The organism is Arthrobacter sp. Y3223065 (assembly GCF_059090885.1).
Genome location: NZ_JBNHGC010000005.1, coordinates 124,183 through 143,061, shown reverse-complemented (window position 1 = coordinate 143,061; position 18,879 = coordinate 124,183). Strand labels below are relative to the sequence as shown.

At 68.4% G+C, this 18,879-nt stretch carries 21 protein-coding genes; 10 read left to right on the top strand and 11 right to left on the bottom strand.

What is annotated here, in order from left to right; genetic code table 11:
* Position 1: 1 nt before the first annotated feature.
* The gene (locus AC5RUK_RS13985) at positions 2 to 436 is read left to right on the top strand and encodes an acyl-CoA thioesterase (protein WP_494152542.1); all 435 of its coding nucleotides are present in this window, start codon (positions 2 to 4) and stop codon (positions 434 to 436) included.
* Between the two features lie 128 nt (positions 437 to 564).
* Here AC5RUK_RS13985 and rlmN read toward each other — a convergent pair whose 3' ends face one another.
* Entirely contained in the window at positions 565 to 1,782 is a 1,218-nt protein-coding gene (gene rlmN / locus AC5RUK_RS13980; protein ID WP_494152541.1) for a dual-specificity RNA methyltransferase RlmN, read from the bottom strand.
* A 148-nt stretch (positions 1,783 to 1,930) separates the two neighbouring features.
* On the opposite strand from rlmN, the gene AC5RUK_RS13975 reads away from it, so the two are divergent.
* Positions 1,931 to 2,413, top strand: a complete 483-nt coding sequence (locus tag AC5RUK_RS13975; RefSeq protein ID WP_494152540.1) for a pyrimidine dimer DNA glycosylase/endonuclease V — start codon at positions 1,931 to 1,933, stop codon at positions 2,411 to 2,413.
* A gap of 104 nt (positions 2,414 to 2,517) precedes the next feature.
* Here the strand turns inward: AC5RUK_RS13975 and AC5RUK_RS13970 are convergent, their stop codons facing one another.
* From AC5RUK_RS13970 to AC5RUK_RS13960, 3 genes are all read right to left on the bottom strand, one after another.
* A complete protein-coding gene (locus AC5RUK_RS13970) occupies positions 2,518 to 3,738 on the bottom strand; it encodes an aminotransferase class I/II-fold pyridoxal phosphate-dependent enzyme (protein ID WP_494152539.1) in 1,221 nt (406 codons plus the stop codon).
* A gap of 7 nt (positions 3,739 to 3,745) precedes the next feature.
* On the bottom strand, positions 3,746 to 4,171 hold the full coding sequence (locus AC5RUK_RS13965; RefSeq protein WP_494152538.1) for a universal stress protein: 426 nt from the start codon (positions 4,169 to 4,171) through the stop codon (positions 3,746 to 3,748).
* A gap of 104 nt (positions 4,172 to 4,275) precedes the next feature.
* On the bottom strand, positions 4,276 to 4,479 hold the full coding sequence (locus tag AC5RUK_RS13960; RefSeq protein WP_493989905.1) for a hypothetical protein: 204 nt from the start codon (positions 4,477 to 4,479) through the stop codon (positions 4,276 to 4,278).
* 213 nt (positions 4,480 to 4,692) lie between these two features.
* Here AC5RUK_RS13960 and AC5RUK_RS13955 point away from each other — a divergent pair, with 213 nt between their 5' ends.
* Complete coding sequence (locus AC5RUK_RS13955) at positions 4,693 to 5,151, top strand: VOC family protein (protein ID WP_494152537.1); 459 nt, start codon at positions 4,693 to 4,695, stop codon at positions 5,149 to 5,151.
* 229 nt (positions 5,152 to 5,380) lie between these two features.
* Positions 5,381 to 5,821, top strand: coding sequence for an arsenate-mycothiol transferase ArsC (locus AC5RUK_RS13950; RefSeq protein ID WP_494152536.1), 441 nt, complete (start codon positions 5,381 to 5,383; stop codon positions 5,819 to 5,821).
* A gap of 53 nt (positions 5,822 to 5,874) precedes the next feature.
* Here the strand turns inward: AC5RUK_RS13950 and AC5RUK_RS13945 are convergent, their stop codons facing one another.
* Positions 5,875 to 7,176, bottom strand: coding sequence for an MFS transporter (locus tag AC5RUK_RS13945; RefSeq protein ID WP_494152661.1), 1,302 nt, complete (start codon positions 7,174 to 7,176; stop codon positions 5,875 to 5,877).
* Between the two features lie 298 nt (positions 7,177 to 7,474).
* Positions 7,475 to 8,014: a TetR/AcrR family transcriptional regulator gene (locus tag AC5RUK_RS13940; protein ID WP_493989909.1), complete on the bottom strand. Its 540-nt coding sequence runs from the start codon at positions 8,012 to 8,014 to the stop codon at positions 7,475 to 7,477.
* A gap of 102 nt (positions 8,015 to 8,116) precedes the next feature.
* On the opposite strand from AC5RUK_RS13940, the gene AC5RUK_RS13935 reads away from it, so the two are divergent.
* The 4 genes from AC5RUK_RS13935 (at position 8,117) to AC5RUK_RS13920 (ending at position 12,909) form a co-directional block, all read left to right on the top strand.
* Positions 8,117 to 9,622 (top strand): MFS transporter, encoded by a 1,506-nt coding sequence (locus AC5RUK_RS13935; RefSeq protein WP_494152535.1) that lies wholly within the window; start codon positions 8,117 to 8,119, stop codon positions 9,620 to 9,622.
* Positions 9,623 to 9,709: 87 nt separating this feature from the next.
* Positions 9,710 to 10,066 carry a metal-sensitive transcriptional regulator gene (locus AC5RUK_RS13930; protein ID WP_494152534.1) on the top strand — a complete coding sequence of 119 codons (357 nt, stop codon included), beginning with the start codon at positions 9,710 to 9,712 and terminating at the stop codon, positions 10,064 to 10,066.
* A gap of 40 nt (positions 10,067 to 10,106) precedes the next feature.
* Positions 10,107 to 10,331 carry a heavy-metal-associated domain-containing protein gene (locus tag AC5RUK_RS13925; RefSeq protein WP_493980104.1) on the top strand — a complete coding sequence of 75 codons (225 nt, stop codon included), beginning with the start codon at positions 10,107 to 10,109 and terminating at the stop codon, positions 10,329 to 10,331.
* A 127-nt stretch (positions 10,332 to 10,458) separates the two neighbouring features.
* The gene (locus AC5RUK_RS13920) at positions 10,459 to 12,909 is read left to right on the top strand and encodes a heavy metal translocating P-type ATPase (RefSeq protein WP_494152533.1); all 2,451 of its coding nucleotides are present in this window, start codon (positions 10,459 to 10,461) and stop codon (positions 12,907 to 12,909) included.
* Between the two features lie 69 nt (positions 12,910 to 12,978).
* On the opposite strand, the gene AC5RUK_RS13915 is transcribed toward AC5RUK_RS13920, so the two are convergent.
* Together AC5RUK_RS13915 and AC5RUK_RS13910 are read right to left on the bottom strand one after the other, a co-directional pair.
* Positions 12,979 to 13,254, bottom strand: a complete 276-nt coding sequence (locus AC5RUK_RS13915; protein WP_493989913.1) for a DUF2277 domain-containing protein — start codon at positions 13,252 to 13,254, stop codon at positions 12,979 to 12,981.
* Positions 13,255 to 13,435: 181 nt separating this feature from the next.
* The gene (locus AC5RUK_RS13910) at positions 13,436 to 14,791 is read right to left on the bottom strand and encodes an MFS transporter (RefSeq protein ID WP_494107220.1); all 1,356 of its coding nucleotides are present in this window, start codon (positions 14,789 to 14,791) and stop codon (positions 13,436 to 13,438) included.
* Between the two features lie 347 nt (positions 14,792 to 15,138).
* On the opposite strand from AC5RUK_RS13910, the gene AC5RUK_RS13905 reads away from it, so the two are divergent.
* Positions 15,139 to 15,816 carry an NADPH-dependent F420 reductase gene (locus AC5RUK_RS13905; RefSeq protein WP_494152532.1) on the top strand — a complete coding sequence of 226 codons (678 nt, stop codon included), beginning with the start codon at positions 15,139 to 15,141 and terminating at the stop codon, positions 15,814 to 15,816.
* Here the strand turns inward: AC5RUK_RS13905 and AC5RUK_RS13900 are convergent.
* Positions 15,800 to 16,804 (bottom strand): EamA family transporter, encoded by a 1,005-nt coding sequence (locus AC5RUK_RS13900; protein ID WP_494152531.1) that lies wholly within the window; start codon positions 16,802 to 16,804, stop codon positions 15,800 to 15,802. The two genes, AC5RUK_RS13905 and AC5RUK_RS13900, sit on opposite strands and share 17 nt — an antisense overlap.
* A gap of 108 nt (positions 16,805 to 16,912) precedes the next feature.
* On the opposite strand from AC5RUK_RS13900, the gene AC5RUK_RS13895 reads away from it, so the two are divergent.
* Positions 16,913 to 17,461, top strand: coding sequence for a CGNR zinc finger domain-containing protein (locus AC5RUK_RS13895; RefSeq protein WP_494152530.1), 549 nt, complete (start codon positions 16,913 to 16,915; stop codon positions 17,459 to 17,461).
* Positions 17,462 to 17,508: 47 nt separating this feature from the next.
* On the opposite strand, the gene AC5RUK_RS13890 is transcribed toward AC5RUK_RS13895, so the two are convergent.
* Complete coding sequence (locus AC5RUK_RS13890; RefSeq protein ID WP_494152529.1) at positions 17,509 to 18,390, bottom strand: DUF4261 domain-containing protein; 882 nt, start codon at positions 18,388 to 18,390, stop codon at positions 17,509 to 17,511.
* 43 nt (positions 18,391 to 18,433) lie between these two features.
* Positions 18,434 to 18,862: a hypothetical protein gene (locus AC5RUK_RS13885; RefSeq protein WP_494152528.1), complete on the bottom strand. Its 429-nt coding sequence runs from the start codon at positions 18,860 to 18,862 to the stop codon at positions 18,434 to 18,436.
* Between the last annotated feature and the right edge of the window lie 17 nt (positions 18,863 to 18,879).

Here is an 18,879-nt window from a genome sequence, read left to right as displayed (position 1 = left end):
CATGGGCACCGACGACCTTTCCTTCCATACCCGCAAGTGGGTGCGCCCCGAAGATCTCAACGCCAACGGCACCCTTTTTGGTGGCAGCTTGCTGCGGTGGATCGACGAACAGGCGGCCATCTACGCCATCGTCCAACTGGGCAACGGCAAGGCAGTGACCAAGTACATGTCGGAGATCAACTTCGTCAGCTCGGCCCGCCAGGGTGATCTGATCGAGATGGGCCTGAAAGCCACGCATTTCGGCCGGACGTCCCTGACGATGCGGGCGGAGGTGCGGAACATGTTCACCCGCCAGTCGATCCTGACGATCGATAAGATCGTATTCGTGAACCTGGGCGAGGACGGCAAGCCCGCACCGCACGGCTACACCGAGATCACCTACAGCCGCGACAGGGTCCCCCGGCAACATCTGGATCCCTCGGCGGTCCCAGACTAGCGGGCAGGCCTCCCGCCGGCGGCGACGAGGGGTCCGGCCGCGGCGACGAGGGGCCCGAAAGCGGCGCCGAAACAGGCGGCGGGCCGGATCCGAGGACCCGGCCCGCCGCCGTCGTTATTTCTGAGGGGTTACTCCGTCGCCGCCAACTGGCCGCAGGCGCCGTCGATCTCCTTGCCGCGGGTGTCGCGCAGCGTGGTGGGGACGCCGGCGTCGTTGAGCCGGGCCACGAACTCGCGGGTGACGTCCGGGTCGGACGAGGTCCAGATGGAACCCGGGGTGGGGTTCAGCGGGATGGGGTTGACGTGCACCCAGCCGCGGCCGCGCTTGTTGAGCTTCTTGGCCAGCAGGTCGGCCCGCCACGCGTGGTCGTTCATGTCCTTGATCAGCGCGTACTCGATGGAGACGCGCCGGCCGGTGCGCTGGTAGTAGCCGTAGGCGGCGTCGAGCGCCTCGTCGACCTTCCACCGGGAGTTCACCGGGATCAGCTCATCGCGCAGCTCGTCGTCCGGGGCGTGCAGGCTGAGCGCGAACGTGAAGGGGAGGTTTTCATCCGCCAGCTTGTTGATCGCCGGCACCAGGCCCACGGTGGAGACAGTGATGCCGCGGGCGCTCATGCCCAGGCCCTCGGGCGCCTCGTCCACCATGCGGTGCACGGCACTCATCACGCGCTTGTAGTTGGCCAGCGGCTCACCCATGCCCATGAAGACAATGTTGGTCACGCGCTCGGCGTCGTGGCCGGCGTCCTTGCGCTTGCCGCCCAGCCCGCCCTCGGCGATGACCCGGTTGGCCTGCACAATCTGGTCCAGGATCTCCGCGGTGGACATGTTGCGGGTCAGGCCGGCCTGGCCGGTGGCGCAGAACGGGCAGTTCATGCCACAGCCGCACTGACTGGAAACGCACAGCGTGATGCGGCCGGGGTAGCGCATCAGCACCGACTCAACCAGGGAGCCGTCGAAGAGCCGCCAGAGGAACTTGATGGTGTCGCCGTTGTCCGTGGCGAGCCGCTTGACCTCCGTGAGGAGGGTGGGGAAAAACGCCTCCGCCAGCTCAGCGCGCCGCTCCTTGGGCAGGTCGCTCATCCGCTCGGGATCGGTGGTGTAGTGCTGGAAGTAATGCGTGGACAGCTGCTTGGCACGGAACGCCGGCAGTCCCAGCTCCTTCATCTTTTCCTGCCGCTCGGCCAGCGGCATGTCGGCAAGGTGGACCGGCGGCTGCGTGACCCGCGGGGACTTGAACTGCAGCAGCGGGCGGCCCTCGCTGGTGACGGCCTGGTTCCAGCCCTCGGCGGCGGGACGCACTTGGGGCCGGTCGGAAGTTTTTTGGGGGGAAGAAATCTGCGAAGACATTGCCACCTATTGTCTCACAGGCACGATATAGTTCTCCCTCCGCCGCCGCCAGTTGCCCGGACGGCCGCCGCAGCCGGCTGGGGGGCTGCCGCCCAGCCGGCTGTGGTGGCCGCAGCCCCGAACGCCGCGGTGTGCTTATTCTGGTCCAATGCGGATATGGAGCCTGCACCCCCGGCTGCTCGACCGCAGGGGGCTGGTGGCCTGCTGGCGGGAGGCCTTGCTGGCGCAAAAGGTTCTCGCGGGCGAAACCAAGGGCTACCGCAACCACCCGCAGCTGCAGCGTTTTCGTGCCGCGGAGGATCCGATGGCAGCCATCGGCGCTTACCTGGAGGGGCTGGCAGCCGAGGCGGCGACCCGCGGATATGCCTTCAACACCGGCCTGATCCGGTGCCCGGGAACCTCGGCCGCCGGCGCTGCCGCAAGGGAACGGCAGCCTCTCCTGCCGGTTCATTCGGAACAGCTCAGCTTCGAACTGGGCCATTTGATCGACAAGATCGCGGTCCGGGATCCGGCCCACGCCGTGGTCCTGAACCGTGGGCTCGAGCAGCAAAGCCCCGGCTGGGTCCCCGACCCGCATCCGCTGTTTACCATGGTCGAGGGGCCGGTGGAGGATTGGGAACGGCCGGTGTGACCGCTTCCGGCTCGCCGGCGTAACCCGTTCCGGCGCAGGCGTGGGCTCTCCGGCGCTAGCGGCTCCTTGAGGGCGCCCGGGCCCAAGCGTGAGCGGCCCGGGACCTAAGCGTTCCGGCCGTGGTTCTCCTGGAAGCGGACAATGCGCTCGATGGCCGAGGCCACGGCGTCCGCGCCGGCGGCAAAGGACAGCCGGACGGAGCGGGTGCCGTGGACGGCGTCGAAGTCGGCGCCGGGGACCAGGGCCACGCCCTCTTCCTCCAGCAGCGCCCGGCAGTATTCGGCCGAATCGGCGAAGCCCTTCAGCTGCTGTCCGAGGTCGGCGTAGAGGTAGAAGGCCCCGTCTGCCGGTGCCGCATTCCCCCACCGGAGCCGGCCCAGGTTCTGCAGCAACAGCGCGCGCACCTCGGCGAAGGCGGCCACCGCCGCATCGGCCTCCGTGTAGGAGTCGGCGCTGAACGCCTCCAGTGCCGCCAGCTGGGCCGGCGCCGGCGGGCACAGCGCCACGTTTCCGGCGAGCGCATCGAAGGCCGGCGCCAGGTCGCCGGGCATCAGCGCCCAGCCCAGCCGCCACCCCGTCATCCCCCAGTACTTGGAGAAGGAAGAAACAACGACGCCGGTGCGGTCCAGTTCCCAGGCGCAGGTTCCGCGGGAGTCCGGTTCCGTGGGATCTGCCGGATACGTGATGCCGTGGTAGATTTCGTCGCTGACCAGGCGGACCCCATGCTCCGCGCACCAGGCCGTGAGCGCGGCAAGCTCGCTGCGCGACACCATGGTGCCGGTGGGGTTCGCCGGCGACGCCAGCACGAGGCCAGCCAACGGCCCGTGGGTCGACTCCGCCGCGGCCAGCAGTTCCGGCGTCGGCTGGTAGCGGACCTCGGGACCGCAGTCGATCTCCACCACCTTGCAACCGAGCGCCCGCAGAATGTTCCGGTAGGCCGGATACCCGGGCCGTGCCAGCGCCACGCGGTCCCCCGGGTTGAAGGCGCTCAGGAACGCCAGCATGAAGGCTCCGGATGAACCCGTGGTCACGGCCACTTCTTCCGGCGCCACGTCCAGCCCGTACCAGCGCCCGTAATGACCGGCGATCGCTGTCCGCAGCTCCTGGACGCCCAGCGCGCTGGTGTAGGTCAGCGGCTGGCCGGAGGCATGGATCTCGGCGGCCCGCGCGGACACAGCACGCGGGGCGCCGCCGGACGGTTCCCCCGCACACAACGAAATAACGTCCCGGCCGGCAGCGCGCATCTGCGCCACCCGGTCCAGGATGCTCATCACTTGGAACGGCGGAACCTGGGCACGGCCGGCCACCTGCAGTTCGTTCACCATCCCGGAATCAGCCGGCGGTCTTGGCGATGTACACGTCACAGGCCGCCTTGTGGGTGACCGAACTGGCCACGCTGCCGAGCACCCGGCCCAGCCCCTGCATGCCCACGTTCCCGACGACGATCAGGCGGGCGTTGACGCGTTCCGCCTCTTCCACCAGGGCGTCCTGGGGCTTGCCGAGCACGGCCGTGAAACTGGTCCGCAGGCCCTCCGCACCCAGTTCCGACGCAACGTCCCTGGCAACCTTTTCGGCCCTTTCGGACTCGTGGATGTACCACTTGTCGTTTCCGATCGACACCACTTCCGTCGCATCGGACTCGTGGGCCGTAACTACCCGGAGCTCGGCACCCATTGATGCGGCGAGTTTCGCCGCGGTGCGCGCCGCCTTCATGGCGGTTTCGCTGCCGTCGACTCCTACGATGATGATTCCGGCCATCGGGCCACCCCTTCGAGCACGTCGTCTGGCGGCCACGTGGGCCGTTTCACACCAACTTACCCGCCCCGGGCCCGACCGGCCGGGAGCGCCGCCCGCCGTCGGCGTCAGTCCACGAACTCCGACTGGGTCTCGATGAACTCCCAATCTTCTTCCGGCAGCGTGGCCTCCTTCAGGTCGGGCCCGCCGGCCTCATAGACCGCCGCCGCCGCGTCTGCGTCCACCACGTCGGCCCGCAGGTTCTCCCGGAACCACTGCTTGTGCCCGGTCGCCAGCTTCAGCCACCACTGTTCAATCCGCAATTCCGCCATCTCGCGCCTCCTTCGCCTCGCCGCTACTACTCCCACCGTAGGTCTGCGGTTTCCCGCGGACAAGGGAGGCCCGCCCGCAGGGCCGCCGACCGGGACGGCAAACTACCTCTGCCGATAGCTCTTGGCTCGTACCGGCCGCAGTGCCACAGTGGACCTCGTCCCACTCCCGTCGCCCCGCGCCGGCCGGCGGGCCCCTCCTGGAAGGAACAGCCCATGGACCGCATGGTTTTCATCAACTTGCCCGTCAGCGACCTCAAAAAGGCCACCGATTTCTACACCGGGCTGGGATACACGCTGAACCCGGACTTCTCCTCCCCCGATGCCTCCTCGGTGGTCATCTCCGACACGATCGTGGTGATGCTGCTGACGCAGGAGCACTTCGGCAAGTACCTCCGCGACGGCGGCACCCCGCATCTGGGCTCGAACGCCAAGGAAGTGCTGGTGGCCCTCAGCGCGGACTCCAACGAGGAGGTCGACCAGTTCGTGGCCAAGGCCGAGGCCGGCGGCGGTGCTGTCTACCGGCCCGCCGAGGCCGAGATGCCGGGCATGTACGGGGCCGCCATCACCGACCCGGACGGACACGTCTGGGAGATCATGCACATGTCACCCGAGGCGATGCAGGCAGTCGCGGAGCAGAACGCTGCGGCGGGCAACCCCGCGGAGGCCCAGTAGCTTCAGCGCCGATCCGGTTTCCTTGGCGGACCAGGCCGCATCCACCGAAAGCCTTAATCCACCACCGGGAGGCGTCGTATGCCCCGGATTATCGGCCGGTCAGTTCCGGGTACACCCGCCTGCAATTATTGCCCACGCACCTATGGGTCTGCCCGAAGTTCTGGCACAGTGAGGAGAAGCAGCCGGCGCCGCTAGCGGGGCCCGGAGCCGAACGACGCGGAGGGCCGCCATGACTGCCTCAACACCGGGCACTACCCGTCCGACCGTCCTGTTCGTGGGCGTGCGGGATGCCGGCCGCTCACAGATGGCCGCGGCCTACCTCTCCCAGCTTGCCGAGGGCGGCATCGAGGCCCGCTCGGCCGGAACCCGGCCCGGAGGACGGCTCGACGCCGCCGTCGTGGAGGTTATGGCAGAAGAGGGCATCGACCTGTCTGCGGTGCGGCCCACTGCGGTCACCCACGAGTCGGTCAACAAGGCGCAGATGGTGGTCACCCTGGGTTCCGGCGACGAATGCCCCGTGGTCCCGGGCCGGCGCTACGAAGACTGGGAAGTGGACGACCCCGCCGGCCGGGACGCGGCCGGAGTCCGTGCGGTCCGTGACGACATCAAGCACCGGGTGCAGCAATTGCTGTCCGAGCTGCAGCCGGCGCTGCACCCGGACGCGCAGTAGAGCCCTCGCTTGGGCCGTCACGGGCTGGATGCGGGAGCTGCCCGCGGCGGGAATCAGGTCCCCGACGCTCCGGTGGCCGCCTCCGCGTACGAGGCCGAGACCCGACGATAGACCGGGGCCACGAAGGCCAGCAGTGCGGCGACGATCATGATGATCCCAGCCACCAAGAACACCAGGGCGATACCTCGGGACGTGCCCTCGCCCAGGAGCGGTGCGAGCTGGGCCGAGCCCTCGACCGACCGGGCATATGGAATGATCCAGACTTGGGCGATCGGTGCGATGAGGAACGCGGTGATCGGCGCAGCCGCGGACTCGAGCGCCATGGCGAATCCGAACACCCGGCCCTGCCGTTGAAGAGGAACCACCTGTTGGATGACCGTCTGCTCGGCGGCCTCCACCACAGGCACCAGGACCAGATACAGCCAGATCCCTGCGACGTACAGCCAGGCCCACTCGCGCAGCGTGAACACCGCACCGAGGGCCCCCATCACGATCACCGCGATGAGCATGGTGCGCAACGGATTGCGCCCCAGTCCGAACTTGCCGATCATCGCGCCGCCGACGATGAATCCCGTGGAGCCGAGCGCAAGGTACGCGCCCCACAACTCCACGGGGAACAGTTCCAGGCCATAGGGATCCATGAGCGCCATGTAGACCCCGCCGATGAAGTTGTTGAAGGTGGAGAACAGGATCAGCGCGAACAGTCCGGCAATGGCCAGCACGGCGGCCAGGGAACCGCGCAGGTCGAAGCTGCCGTGCGCGTCCGTGGCGGCCGCGCGCACCTCCTCCGGCATGCGCAGGGTCAGTAGGTGCAGAAATGCCAGCGCTGTGAGCACCAAGGCGACGACGATCGTCGCGCCCATGCCCAGCAGCCCGACCGAGAGGCCGGAGAGCACCGAGGTGACGATGAACATGAGTCCCTGGACCATGCCGACCAGCCCGTTGGCATTGGCCCGCCGGTCCGGCTCGATCAGGATAGTGACAGTGGTGGAGAGGGCAATGTTGCGCATGTTCTCCACCACCGCGCCGATCAGAATGATCAGGGAGAAGACCCAGAACCACGGCCGGGTGAGGTCCAGCAGCCAGGCTTGGGGTGTCAACAGGAACATGGCCCCGGAAAGAAGGAACATCACCAAGGTGAAGGCGGCGGCGAAGCGCATCACGACCAGCTTGCGGTAGCGGTCCACGAAGGTGCCGAAACTGATGCTGGAAAGGGCTATCAGCAGCATGTACGCGCCGCCGATCACCCCGGTGGCGATCACGTTGCGCGTCTCCAGGTACACCCAAAACGTCAGGGCGAACCACAGGTAGCTGGTGGTGATGTTGGCCAAGGCCGTATTCACCAGAATCCCCATGAAAGTGCGGTACCGCTGTGCAGGGCTGCGCAAGGCCGTGTCGACTGCGTCCGGAGTTGCCAGGCCCTGCCCTTCGCCGGCCCCGCCCGGCACCGGAACAGCGGCCGCCCGCGGGGTGAAACCCGCGACCTCTTGTTGAGCCGGGGGCCCGGTCGGGCCCGGTTCCTGCTCGGTCATGCGTCCCAGTGTAGTGATCGGGCGCCGGCACGGACACAGCCAAATACCGACGATGATCCCCTGGTCCTGCCGGGAACGGATTTTCCGGGAACGGGCTGACCCTAAGCCTGCCTGCCGCGAATCAGCCCCGGCTCACCAGCGTGTCGACCTGTTCCAGCAAGGCATCCATCTCGCCGTCGGCCAATTGGTAGCGCTGCGCATCCGGCGAGAAGAAGGTTGCGCTGTAGTAGAGGCCGTCGCCGATCAGCTTCACGGCCTGGGCCACTGGCCGGCTGCCCAGCGCCTGCTCCAAGGCATCCAGCCACAGCTCCTGGATTCCGGCAAAGGTCCTGGCGGCGGACGGGTGGCCCTGCTGGACCAGTCGCGCCACGGCCACGATCGCCCGATCCAGCGGCGAACCGACGAACTTGGACGTGCGCACGTAGTAGCGGGCCGCTCCTTCCGGGGCACTGAGGATCTGCTCCGCGTCTGCTGCAGTCAGTGCGGACAGCCGCTCGCACAGGGCCTCGACCATGGCCTCCTTGGACGGAAAGTGGTACAGCAGCCCGCCCTTGGACACCCCGGCCGCCGCCGCGACGGCATCCATCGTGGCGGCTCGTTCGCCCTCTTTGATCAGGATGTCCTCGAAGTTATCGAGGATCCGGTCTCTCGCACTGGCCATCCACCCATCCTAGAACCCGCTCTCCGACGGAGCTGCCACTTTGCAGGTAAACCGTCCAGACGGTACAGTAAGTCGAACTTCCCCGATCCTGAAAGAGCCACCATGCTTACCGTCACCCAGCGCGCCGGGCGCCGAGAATGGACCGCCCTGGCAGTCTTGATGCTTCCGGTCCTGCTGGTCGCCGTCGACAACACCGTGCTCAGCTTCGCGCTGCCCGCGATTTCCCTGGCCTTCAGCACCAGCGGAACCACCCTCCTGTGGATCATCGACATTTATCCCCTGGTACTCGCCGGCCTGCTGGTGGCCATGGGCAGCCTGGGCGACCGGTTCGGCAGGCGCAGGATGCTGATGATCGGCGCGGCCGGTTTCGCCGCATTGTCCGCGCTGGCCGCCTTCTCCCCCAGCGCCGAACTGCTGGTTGCCGCACGCGCCGGCCTGGGCATCTTCGGGGCCATGCTGATGCCGGCCACCCTGTCCCTGATCCGGAACATCTTCACGGACCGGGCGCAGCGGCGCCTGGCGATCGCCATCTGGGCCGCCGGCTTCTCCGCCGGCGCCGCCCTCGGACCGCTGCTGGGCGGCCTGCTGCTGGAGCACTTCTGGTGGGGTTCGGTCTTCCTGCTCGCGGTCCCCATGCTGCTGCCGATGCTGGTGCTGACGCCGGCGTGTGTGCCGGAGTCGCGCGATCCTGAGCCCGGGCCGGTCGATGCGGCCAGCATCCTGCTCTCCGTCGCCGCCCTGCTCCCCGTTGTGTACGCCATCAAGCAGCTGGCCGGCGGGGGAAATTTGGCCGTCGCGGCAGCAACGTTCGCCCTCGGCGTCCTGGCCGGCTGGCTGTTCGTCCGCCGCCAGTTGGGCCGTGCCAACCCGATGCTGGATGTCCGGCTGTTCCGCCACCGCCCCTTCACCGGCGCCGTGCTGGTCAACCTGTTGGCCGTGTTCTCCCTGGTCGGCTTCCTGTACTTCGTGTCGCAGCATCTCCAGTTGGTCCTCGGACTCAGCCCGCTGCGGGCCGGCCTGGTACTGCTGCCCGGCCTGGTGGTCACCATAACGGCCGGCTTGCTCGCGGTGTCGCTGGTGCGCCGGATTGCCCCGCACCGGGTGGTGGCTTGCGCCCTGTTACTGTCCGCGGCGGCCTACGCCCTGGTGGCGTCGACCCCGGACGCGTCGGCGGTGACCCTGATGGCGGCCTTCGCGCTGCTCGGCGCAGGAGTCGGGGCCTCCGAAACGCTCTCGAATGACCTCATTTTGTCCAGCGTCCCCGCAGCCAAGGCCGGGGCCGCCTCCGCAGTGTCGGAGACGGCCTACGAGGTGGGCTCTGTCTTCGGGACCGCCGTGCTCGGCAGCATCCTGGTCGGTGCCTACCGGCGGAACATCGCCCTTCCCGCAGGACTGACCGCCGAACAGCAGCAAGCTGCCGGCGAGACCCTCGGTGGAGCCATCACCGTCGCCGGACAGTTGCCCGAACGCACCGGGGCCTCCCTGCTCGACTCCGCGGTCCATGCTTTCGATAGCGGTGTGACCGTCACCGCCGGGCTGGCCGTGGTTCTCATGGTCGCGGCAGCGTGGCTCGCCTTCCGAACGCTGCGCATCCCGCAGCACCAGTGACCGGACGCAGCCGGCCGCCCGCCCACCCTTGCGTCATACCCCTAGGGGGTATAGATTGGTTGACGTAGTCCACCGATTGAGGAAGCCATGAGCCACACAGCACTGCCCGCGGAAACCGATCCCGTCACCGCCGCCGCCGACGAGCACATCGGCCACGCCTACACGTCGGACAAGGAAGCGTACCTGCGCCGGCTCAAGCGCGTCGAGGGCCAGGTCCGCGGCATCGCCCGCATGGTGGAGGACGACAAGTACTGCATCGACATCCTCACCCAGGTCGCCGCCGTCAACAAGGCCCTGCACGCGGTGAGCGTTGGCCTGCTCGAAGACCACATCGGACACTGCGTCGTCGGCGCCGCCAAGGAATCCGAGCTCAGCGGCGACCGCCAGATCGTCCAGGACAAAGTCAGGGAAGCCTCGGACGCCATCGGACGGCTGCTGCGCTGACCTTTACGCCCAACACATACCCCACCCCTAGGAGACTGTCATGAGCACCACCACCATCAGCATCGACGGCATGACCTGCGGCCACTGCGTGGACGCCGTCACGGAAGAACTGCAGGCCCTCGACGGCGTCCGGGACGTCAGCATCGAACTCAACAAGGGCGGAATCTCCACGGCGACGGTCGATTCCGAGGCGGATCTTGACCCGGCCCAGATTGGCGAGGCCGTCGCCGAAGCCGGGTACACCGTCGTCGCGCAGAACGCCTAGGGCCAGACCGCCTTCGGACTGTACGACGGCGGCGCCCTCCGGCCGCCGTACGCCCCTCTCGCGCGCCATCGGACGCGCTGCCCCGCACGCCGCCCGTCACCACACGCAGAATCGAGTCGACCAACCGATGGCCTCCCATTCCGGCACCATGGATCCTGTAGCCGAGCCGAACCCGACCAGAACCGTTGAACTGGCGATCGAGGGCATGACGTGCGCCTCCTGTGTAAACCGGGTGGAACGCAAGCTCGGCAAGATCGAAGGCGTCCAGGCAAGCGTTAATCTGCCCCTGGAGTCCGCCGTCGTGCTCGTCCCGGACGGTGTCACCAACCAGCAGTTGGTGGACACGGTGAATGCCACCGGCTACAAGGCCCGGGTGAAGCCGCAGCCGCACTCCGCGCCCGCCCCACTGCACGGGGTCACGGGCCACGGGCACGACGGGAACCCTGAGTCGGACCACGGCACCGGCCCCGGCGGCCGGGACCGGCACGACCACTCCGGACCCGCCGGCCACGGTGAGGACGGCGAGCACGCCGATCACGTGGAGGGTGAGGACCACATGGCCCATGGCGGCACCGCCGGCCAGCTGCGGCCGCGCCTCTGGACGGCCGCCGTCCTGACCTTGCCGATCTTCATTATTTCGATGATCCCCGGCGCGCAGTTCCCGCACTGGGGCTGGGTGGCCTTCGCGCTCAGCATCCCGGTGGTGTTCTGGGCGGCCTGGCCGTTCCACCGCGCCGCGGCGATCAACGCCCGGCATTTGGCCTCCACGATGGACACGCTGGTGTCCCTCGGCGTGCTGGCGGCCTTCTTCTTCTCCGCCTGGCAGCTGGTCATGGATCCGATGATGACCGAACACGTGCACAGCAATATGGCCGAGCACGAACTGTACTTCGAGGTGGCCGCCGTCGTGGTCACGTTCCTGCTGCTGGGCCGCTATCTGGAAGCCAACGCCAAGCAGCGGGCCGGCGACGCCCTGAAGTCCCTACTCAACCTGGGCGCGAAGGACGCTACCGTGCTGCGAAACGACGCCGAGGTGAAAGTGGCGGCCGCCGACCTGGTGCCCGGGGACATCATGGTGGTCCGGCCGGGCGAAAAGATTCCCACCGACGGCTACGTGGTGGACGGGCACTCCGCCGTCGACACCTCCCTGCTTACCGGAGAATCCGTGCCGGTAGAAGTGGATGTGGACGACACCGTCACCGGTGCCACCATCAACACCTCCGGCCGGCTGCTGGTCCGCGCGACCCGGGTCGGCTCGGACACCACGCTGGCGCAAATGGGCCGCCTGGTCAGCCAGGCGCAGGCGGGCAAGGCCCCGATTGCCCGGCTGGCCGACCGGATCAGCTCCGTCTTCGTCCCCATCGTGCTGGTCATCGCCGTCGTCACTTTCACCCTCTGGATGGTCTTCACCGGCGACCTGCAGGCGGCGTTCACCGCGGCCGTCACCGTGCTGGTCATCGCCTGCCCGTGCGCCCTGGGACTGGCGACGCCCACCGCACTGCTCACCGGCACCGGCCGGGCTTCCCAGCTGGGCATCCTGATCAAGGGGCCGCAGATCCTCGAGGACACCCGGCACGTGGACACCATCGTGCTGGACAAGACCGGCACCGTGACCACCGGGCAGCAGGCGGTGGAGGGCGTGCTGGCCCTGGCGGACCGCAGTGAAGACGAGGTCCTGCTGCTGGCCGGCGCGGTCGAGGCCGGCTCGGAGCACCCGATCGCCCTGGCCATCGTTGAAGCAGCCCGCAAGGTGGCGGCACGCACCGCCACGCCGTCCGGGGCGACGGCCGGCAAGGATGCCGGACTGCCGGCCCTCTCCGATTTCCACAGCACGGCAGGCGGCGGCGTCCGCGGCACCATCACCGAACGCGACGGACGAGCCAGCACCGTCGTCGTCGGCCGCAACAACTGGATGGACGAGAACGGCATCGCCCTCACCGACACCCATCGCCGGGCCCTGCTGGAGCAGCAGCAGGCCGGGTCCACGGCGGTCTGGGTCGCCGTCGACGGCACCATCGCCGGGATTGTCAGCCTGCAGGACACCGTGAAGGAGAACTCGGCGGCCGCCATCGCACGGTTCAAGGACCTGGGGCTGCACCCCATCCTGCTCACCGGCGACAACGCAGCGGTGGCCGCCGAAGTGGCCGCCGAGGTCGGCATCGCCGCCGAGGACGTCTTCGCCGATGTGCTCCCCGAGGAGAAGGTGGCCGCGATCAAGCGGCTGCAGGACGAGGGCAAGACGGTGGCGATGGTGGGCGACGGCGTGAACGACGCCGCCGCGCTGGCCCAGGCCGACCTGGGCATCGCCATGGGCGCCGGCACCGACGTGGCGATCGAAGCCGCGGACCTGACCGTGATGGGCAGCGACCTCGGTCAGGTGGTGCAGTCCATCGAGCTCAGCCGCCGGACCCTCTCCACCATCAAGTCGAACCTGTTCTGGGCCTTCGCCTACAACACGCTCGGGATCCCGGTGGCAGCGCTCGGGCTGCTCAACCCGATGATCGCCGGCGCCGCGATGGCCGCCAGCTCCGTGCTGGTGGTGGCCAACTCCCTGCGCCTGCGCCGCTTCGGGCGGTAGCGGGCGGGGGCTGCAACCCGCCGGGCGGCACAGCAGCGTCCCGGCGGGCCGGCGTTCCCGGCGCCGGGCCTAGACGGTGGCCCCGTAGCGGACGGCGGCGCGGGCGCGGGCCTTCGCGGCCTCTTCCTCACGGTTCTTCGGGGGCGCCGCGGTCACCAGGTCGTCGAGCAGGTGGGCGGTGATGTGCGCGATCTCGTGCACGGCCTGGTTGAATGCTTCCTCGTTGGCCTTGGACGGCTTGTTGCTCCCGCTGACCTTGCGCACATACTGCAGCGCCGCTGCCTCGATTTCGGCATTCGTCGCGGCGGGTTCGAAGTTGTGGAGCTGGCGGATATTCCGGCACATTTCGGGCCTCCGGTTCGGATGGTGGGTGCTGGCTGGTTCCAGTTTGCTCCCCCGCCGCGGCGTCGCACCACCCCCGCACAGCACGGCCGCGGGCCCCACACTTTCCCACGCACGACGGCGGGGCCCGGCACCGTGCCGGGCCCCGCCGTCGTTCCAAGGTTCTAAGCCGAACTGCTGCCGGTTAGTGCTTGCCGGCTGGTTCCCGCTCCCGGTCCGCTGCGCCTTCCGGGGCAACCGAGGCGAGCACCGGCTTGCCCAGCATGGAAATCACCACGGCGCCGATCAGCATCGGGATGATGAACAGGAAGTACAGGTCGGTAGGCTTCCAACCGCCGTCCATCAGTGCGCCGGCAATGATCGGCGAGGCGATCGCACCCACGCGGCCCATGCCGATGACCAGACCCAGTGCGGTGCCGCGCACGTCCGAGGTGTAGTACGTGGGGCTGATGGCCAGCATGCCGGCAATCGGGGCGTTGGAGCCGAAGCCGACCAGCGCCGCGGCAAACAGCGCGCCGGCCAGCGATCCGGTGGAGAGCGAGAACGCGCCGAAGGTCAGGCCGCCGATCACGAAGAACACCGCGAGGACCTTGCGCATGGGGAAGCGGGCACCGAAGACGCCCAGCACGACGGCACCGATGATCGCGCCGACGCTGAAGAGCACGCCGGCGGTGATGCCGTCCTGCTGGCTGAAGCCGCTGGCGGTGACCAGCTTGGGGGTCCAGGAGTTGGCGAAGTAGAAACTGGCCATCAGGATGAAGTAGGCCAGCGAAATCAGGATGGTACGGCGCGCATTGACCCCGGTGAGCACGTCGGCAAAGCGGGACTTCTTCTTGGCCGGGGCCTCGGGCAGGGCCGGCAGTTCTTCCACGACCGGCTGGCCGATCCGGCGCAGCACCTTGTTGACGCGCTGCAGGGCATTCTCCGGGCGGCGGACCAGCAGGAAGTCGACGGACTCGGGGACGGCTTTCATGATGAACGGGATCATGACCACGGTGATGATGGCGCCGAACAGGAAGGCGGAGCGCCAGCCGAACGCGGTGATCAGGGCGCCGGTGGCCATGCCGCCGAGCACACCGCCGATGGGCTGGCCGATGCTGACCAGGGCCAGCGCGGTGGAGCGGCGCTTGGCGTTGGAGAATTCGGAGGCCAGCACGTTGGCGGTGGCCTGCAGGGTACCCACGGCCAGGCCCGTGATGAAACGCAGCACGACCAGCACGGCGTAGCCGGGCGCGAAGGCCGAGACCAGCATGCCCACGGCGACGACGGCGGCGCCGATCACCAGGGTTTTCTGCCGCCCGATGATGTCCGCGACGCTGGAGACGAAGATGGAGCCGATCGCCATGCCGATCAGCGCGGAGCTCAGGAGCACACCCAGCTGGCTGCCACTCAGGCCCCAGTCCTCCATCACGGCATTGGCGCTGAACGCCATCACCAGGACATCGAAACCGTCGATCATGTAGAGCGCCATGCAGATGGCGATGACGCCGACCTGCGTGCGCTTCATGGGGGCTGCCTCGATGCGGGCTCTGATATCCATAGCGGACCTAACTTGTTGCTGATGCAGCCGCTCGGCAGCGGCTACAGACTGAACGACCGGTAAGTTCGGTTGAGCAATCAACTCTATGACCCGCGCGACCCGCTCCTGTGCCACACACCATAGATATGTGAGCAAGCTCTCGTGGCGGGTGTTACAGCACCTGCAGCCGAGCCTCGTTGAGATAGACGCCGGAGTTGCCGCCCAACCGCGGGCGCCGCCCAAAGCTCAGGGCGGGGAAACCCCTGCGACTTCCTCGACGGACTGGCTCGCTCCCGGCGGAAGGAGCACAGTGAGTGGTGAAGGGAGTCACACTCGACCGGGTAGCCCGAACCGAACAGGAAACCATCATGAAAACTGCAGTCCTCGGAACCGGCAGGGCCGGCCGAACCATCGCAGCACGCCTGGCCGAGCTCGGCCACGCCGTCACCATCGGAACCCGCGATCCCGAAACCACCCTGTCCAGGACCGCGGCTGACGCCATGGGCACTCCGCCCTTCGCCGCCTGGGCCGCCGACAACCCAGGCATCGGTATCGCCCGCTTCACCGACGCCGCGGCCGGCGCCGAGCTTATCGTCAACGCAACCAACGGCGGCGCCTCCCTGGACGCCCTGGCTCAGGCCGGGGCCGAAAACCTTGAGGGCAAGGTCATACTCGACATCGCCAACCCCTTGGACTCCAGCAGCGGAATGCCCCCGACCCTCTTCGTCAAGGACACTGATTCCCTGGGCGAGCAGATACAGCGCGCCTTCCCGGCCGCGCGCGTCGTGAAGTCCCTCAACACGCTCACCGCCGACCTCCAGGCCCGCCCCGCACTGCTCTCCGACCCCGGAACGGTCTTCGTGTCCGGCAACGACGCCGATGCCAAGATCACAGTCACCGAACTCCTGAAAGATCTCGGCCATCGGGATGTCATCGACCTCGGCGACATCACGACCGCCCGTGGTGCCGAAATGATCCTGCCCATCTGGCTCCGCCTCTGGAGCGCGCTCGGCACGCCCCAGTTCAACTTCAAGATCGTCCGCTAGCCCTCTGGAGCTGCTTGGGTTTCAACGCCGGCTTGGGGCCGCGCAGTTCGTCGGCGCGGACCAGCACCACGCCCGCCACGATCAGTGCGCCGCCGACCAGTTGGATGGCCGCGGGAAGCTCGCCCAGCAGCAGCCAGGCCCAGATGACGGCGAAGAGCACCTCGGTCAGCGAGACGAAGGAAGCCACCTTGGTGCCGAGCGCCCTGGCGGCCATGATGCCGGTGACATAGGACAGCACCGTGGACAGCAGTACCAGTCCGACCAGCGGCACCCACCACTGGGTCTGCCAGCCGGCCAGCTCGACGCCGGCCGTGCTGAAGGCCATCGGCAAGACCTGCACCGCGCCCAGGACGACGATGGCCGCACCGCCCACCAGCAGTCCGCCGGCGGCCAGCACCAGCGGCGGCAGCGAGTCGTTCTGCTTGGCGGTGATGAAGAAGTAGACCACCAGGCACACGGCGGCGCCGAGCCCCCACAGCACGCCGGCAACATCCAGTTTCACCGGCCCGAAGACGTCGAGGACGAGCATGAGGCCGGCCACCGCCAGCACGGTACCCGCGATGGTCGCGGGCCGCGGCAGCCGGCGGCTGGTCAGCCAGAGCCACAGCACGATCAGCACGGGCGCCAGGAACTCCAGCAGCAGCGCCACCCCCACGGAGAGGGTGGCAACGGCATTGAAGTAGAAAAGCTGGCAGCCGGCCACGCCGATCAGCCCGAACAACACGATGGTCTTCCAGTTTTGCCGCAGCTGGCCCCACCGGCCGCGCAGCATCAAGGCGGCGGGCGCGAACAGTACCAGCGCCGCGCCCACCATCCGCACCGCCACCGCAGACCCAGGCGTCCAGCCGGCCTCAAGCAGCGACTTGGCAAAGGGCCCCGAGAGTCCGAAGATCGCCGAGGAAACCAAGGCGATGCCGACGCCGGCCACGGCGGAACCCGGGGGCGGCGGGGCTGTCTGGGTGCGCTGTTCGGCGGCGGTGGAGGCCATGACGGATCCTTGGGGAAGTGCGGATTCGCTCCCGGCGCAGAACGGGTCTGTCAGGAGTCATGAGAGGTATACTCCTGACAATAACGCTGCCACTGTTCAGGAGTCAATGTGGTCTTTGCTCATGACACGGAGTACTCGCTGGTGGACGCGGCCCGGCTGATCAATACGGCCGAGGTCCACCCGGACACCCTCGCCAGCGTGGCGGATCTCGATGCACTCGTGGACGACTTCGGTTTCACCGGCTCGCGCACGCATACGACGGCGGAGCTCGAGGCGGTCCGCGCCCTGCGCCCGGTGCTCAAGGAGGTCTGGTCCGCGCCGCAGGACCGCGCCGTCGTCATTGTCAATACAATCCTGGCCGACGCCGGCGCCATCCCGCAGCTGGTCAAGCACGACCAGTGGGACTACCACTTGCATGCCACCCGCCCGGACGCGCCGCTGGAGGTGCGCATGGCCGTGGAGGCGGCGATGGCGCTGGTGGACGTGATCCGCGAGAAGCAGCTGGACCGGCTGCGGATCTGCGCCGCGGACGACTGCACCGCGGTGCTGGTGGACCTGTCGAAGAACCGGTCGAAGCGCTTCTGCGATACCGGCAATTGCGCCAACCGTACCCACGTGGCCGCCTACCGGGCGCGCAAGTCGGCTGCCGCCCGCTGACCGGCGGGCCGGTGCCCGGCCTGGTTGGTTGAGCGCCCGCCGCGGCCCTAGCGGCTGCCGGCCGAGTAGGGCGGGCCGGGGTCCAGGTCGATGACCGTCCGCAGCGGCGGCAGCAGCGAATCTTCCCAGCCGGCCGTGAACTTCATGCCCTCCGGACCGTTCAGCTGGCTCTTGGACTGGATGACGGGACCGTGTTCGAACAGGTAGGCGGCCACGTTAAAGGCAAGTTCCACCATCTGGTTCGGATCCTTGTCGCGGAAGTGCACCTGCACGTCCGGCAGGCCCAGCTGGTACATGCCCAGGCTGTCCACCACCATGGCGCCCTCGTCGTTGCTGACCAGGAAGAACCGCATATTCACCGGGCCGGCCAGCGGGTGGGCCGCCTCCAGCTCCGCGGGGTCGCGCCAGTGGGAGTTGTGCAGCCACCGGACCGCGGCCGGCCGCGTCTCGGCGGCCAGCAGGCGCAGCACCCGCTGGAAGGACTCGACCCGCGGCTTGGGTTCGAAGCCGCTGGCCACCACCTCCGTCACCAGGATGCGGTGGGTGCAGCCGGGCACCTGCTGCTCGGCGTCCGGCCAGGACCAGCTTTGGTCCGCGGGGGTGGCCTCCAGCGCCTCGGCCGCGGACAGCGGCCCGCGGGGAACGGCGACGCCGGTGCTCAGCCGGATCGTTTTCACCCCGGAGGCGCCGTTGATGTCGAAGGAGTGCGCGGCGTGCGGCAACAGGGCAACGCCGTCGGAAAAGGAGGCGCCGGGGAATTCCGCCGTCAGGCGCGCCTGAAGATCCTCGCTGAAGAGTCGGGGATCCGCCCGGTACCACAGCTCCGCGGCCAACGTGGTCTTGGCCTCGGGCGCTTGTCCGCCGGACGCGGCGGTGTCGCCGGGACCTGCCGGGAGGGGCAGGTGCGGGGAAGGCTGGCCGGACGTCATGCTGCCAGCTTGTCAGGCCCGGCCGGGCCGGCGCCAGCGCACATCAGCGGCGCGCGCCGCCGTCGTCGTCGTTACCCGAAAGACGGTTGGTGGCCTGGTCGGGATTCGCGGCGGACTCCGCCGCCTCTTGTTCTTCCACCTGGGCCCGGCTCTGCGGCGTGCCCGGGGCCGGCACGGTGCCCGCGCCGCCCGGGATCTTCGACGAGACGCGATGGATCCCGGAGCCTTGGCTGAGGTGGCTCGGGTTCTCCTTGGTGGACATGGTCAGCACCGCCACGATCAGCAGCGAGGCGATGAAGGCGATGCCGGCCGCCGTGACGCCGAGGTCCCAGCGCAGCAGGTTTCCGGACCCGCCGGTGGCGAAGACCATGGTCAGGGAGCCGGCGACCACGGCCAGTACAGCCGAGAAGATCAGCGGGCCCTTGACGGACATCCGTCCTTCGTCCGGACGGCCAGACGCGTTCTTGCCCACGATGATTTCCTCCTGCT

Coding starts and splice junctions, on each gene's coding strand:
- AC5RUK_RS13890 (WP_494152529.1), bottom strand. CDS start 18,390: ATGACGTCCGGCCAGCCTTCCCCGCACCTGCCCCTCCCGGCAGGTCCC.
- AC5RUK_RS13935 (WP_494152535.1), top strand. CDS start 8,117: ATGCTTACCGTCACCCAGCGCGCCGGGCGCCGAGAATGGACCGCCCTG.
- AC5RUK_RS13945 (WP_494152661.1), bottom strand. CDS start 7,176: ATGGGGATTCTGGTGAATACGGCCTTGGCCAACATCACCACCAGCTAC.
- AC5RUK_RS13920 (WP_494152533.1), top strand. CDS start 10,459: ATGGCCTCCCATTCCGGCACCATGGATCCTGTAGCCGAGCCGAACCCG.
- AC5RUK_RS13900 (WP_494152531.1), bottom strand. CDS start 16,804: ATGGCCTCCACCGCCGCCGAACAGCGCACCCAGACAGCCCCGCCGCCC.
- AC5RUK_RS13985 (WP_494152542.1), top strand. CDS start 2: ATGGGCACCGACGACCTTTCCTTCCATACCCGCAAGTGGGTGCGCCCC.
- rlmN (WP_494152541.1), bottom strand. CDS start 1,782: ATGTCTTCGCAGATTTCTTCCCCCCAAAAAACTTCCGACCGGCCCCAA.
- AC5RUK_RS13915 (WP_493989913.1), bottom strand. CDS start 13,254: ATGTGCCGGAATATCCGCCAGCTCCACAACTTCGAACCCGCCGCGACG.
- AC5RUK_RS13905 (WP_494152532.1), top strand. CDS start 15,139: ATGAAAACTGCAGTCCTCGGAACCGGCAGGGCCGGCCGAACCATCGCA.
- AC5RUK_RS13930 (WP_494152534.1), top strand. CDS start 9,710: ATGAGCCACACAGCACTGCCCGCGGAAACCGATCCCGTCACCGCCGCC.
- AC5RUK_RS13910 (WP_494107220.1), bottom strand. CDS start 14,791: ATGGATATCAGAGCCCGCATCGAGGCAGCCCCCATGAAGCGCACGCAG.
- AC5RUK_RS13940 (WP_493989909.1), bottom strand. CDS start 8,014: ATGGCCAGTGCGAGAGACCGGATCCTCGATAACTTCGAGGACATCCTG.
- AC5RUK_RS13955 (WP_494152537.1), top strand. CDS start 4,693: ATGGACCGCATGGTTTTCATCAACTTGCCCGTCAGCGACCTCAAAAAG.
- AC5RUK_RS13975 (WP_494152540.1), top strand. CDS start 1,931: ATGCGGATATGGAGCCTGCACCCCCGGCTGCTCGACCGCAGGGGGCTG.
- AC5RUK_RS13925 (WP_493980104.1), top strand. CDS start 10,107: ATGAGCACCACCACCATCAGCATCGACGGCATGACCTGCGGCCACTGC.
- AC5RUK_RS13970 (WP_494152539.1), bottom strand. CDS start 3,738: ATGGTGAACGAACTGCAGGTGGCCGGCCGTGCCCAGGTTCCGCCGTTC.
- AC5RUK_RS13960 (WP_493989905.1), bottom strand. CDS start 4,479: ATGGCGGAATTGCGGATTGAACAGTGGTGGCTGAAGCTGGCGACCGGG.
- AC5RUK_RS13950 (WP_494152536.1), top strand. CDS start 5,381: ATGACTGCCTCAACACCGGGCACTACCCGTCCGACCGTCCTGTTCGTG.
- AC5RUK_RS13965 (WP_494152538.1), bottom strand. CDS start 4,171: ATGGCCGGAATCATCATCGTAGGAGTCGACGGCAGCGAAACCGCCATG.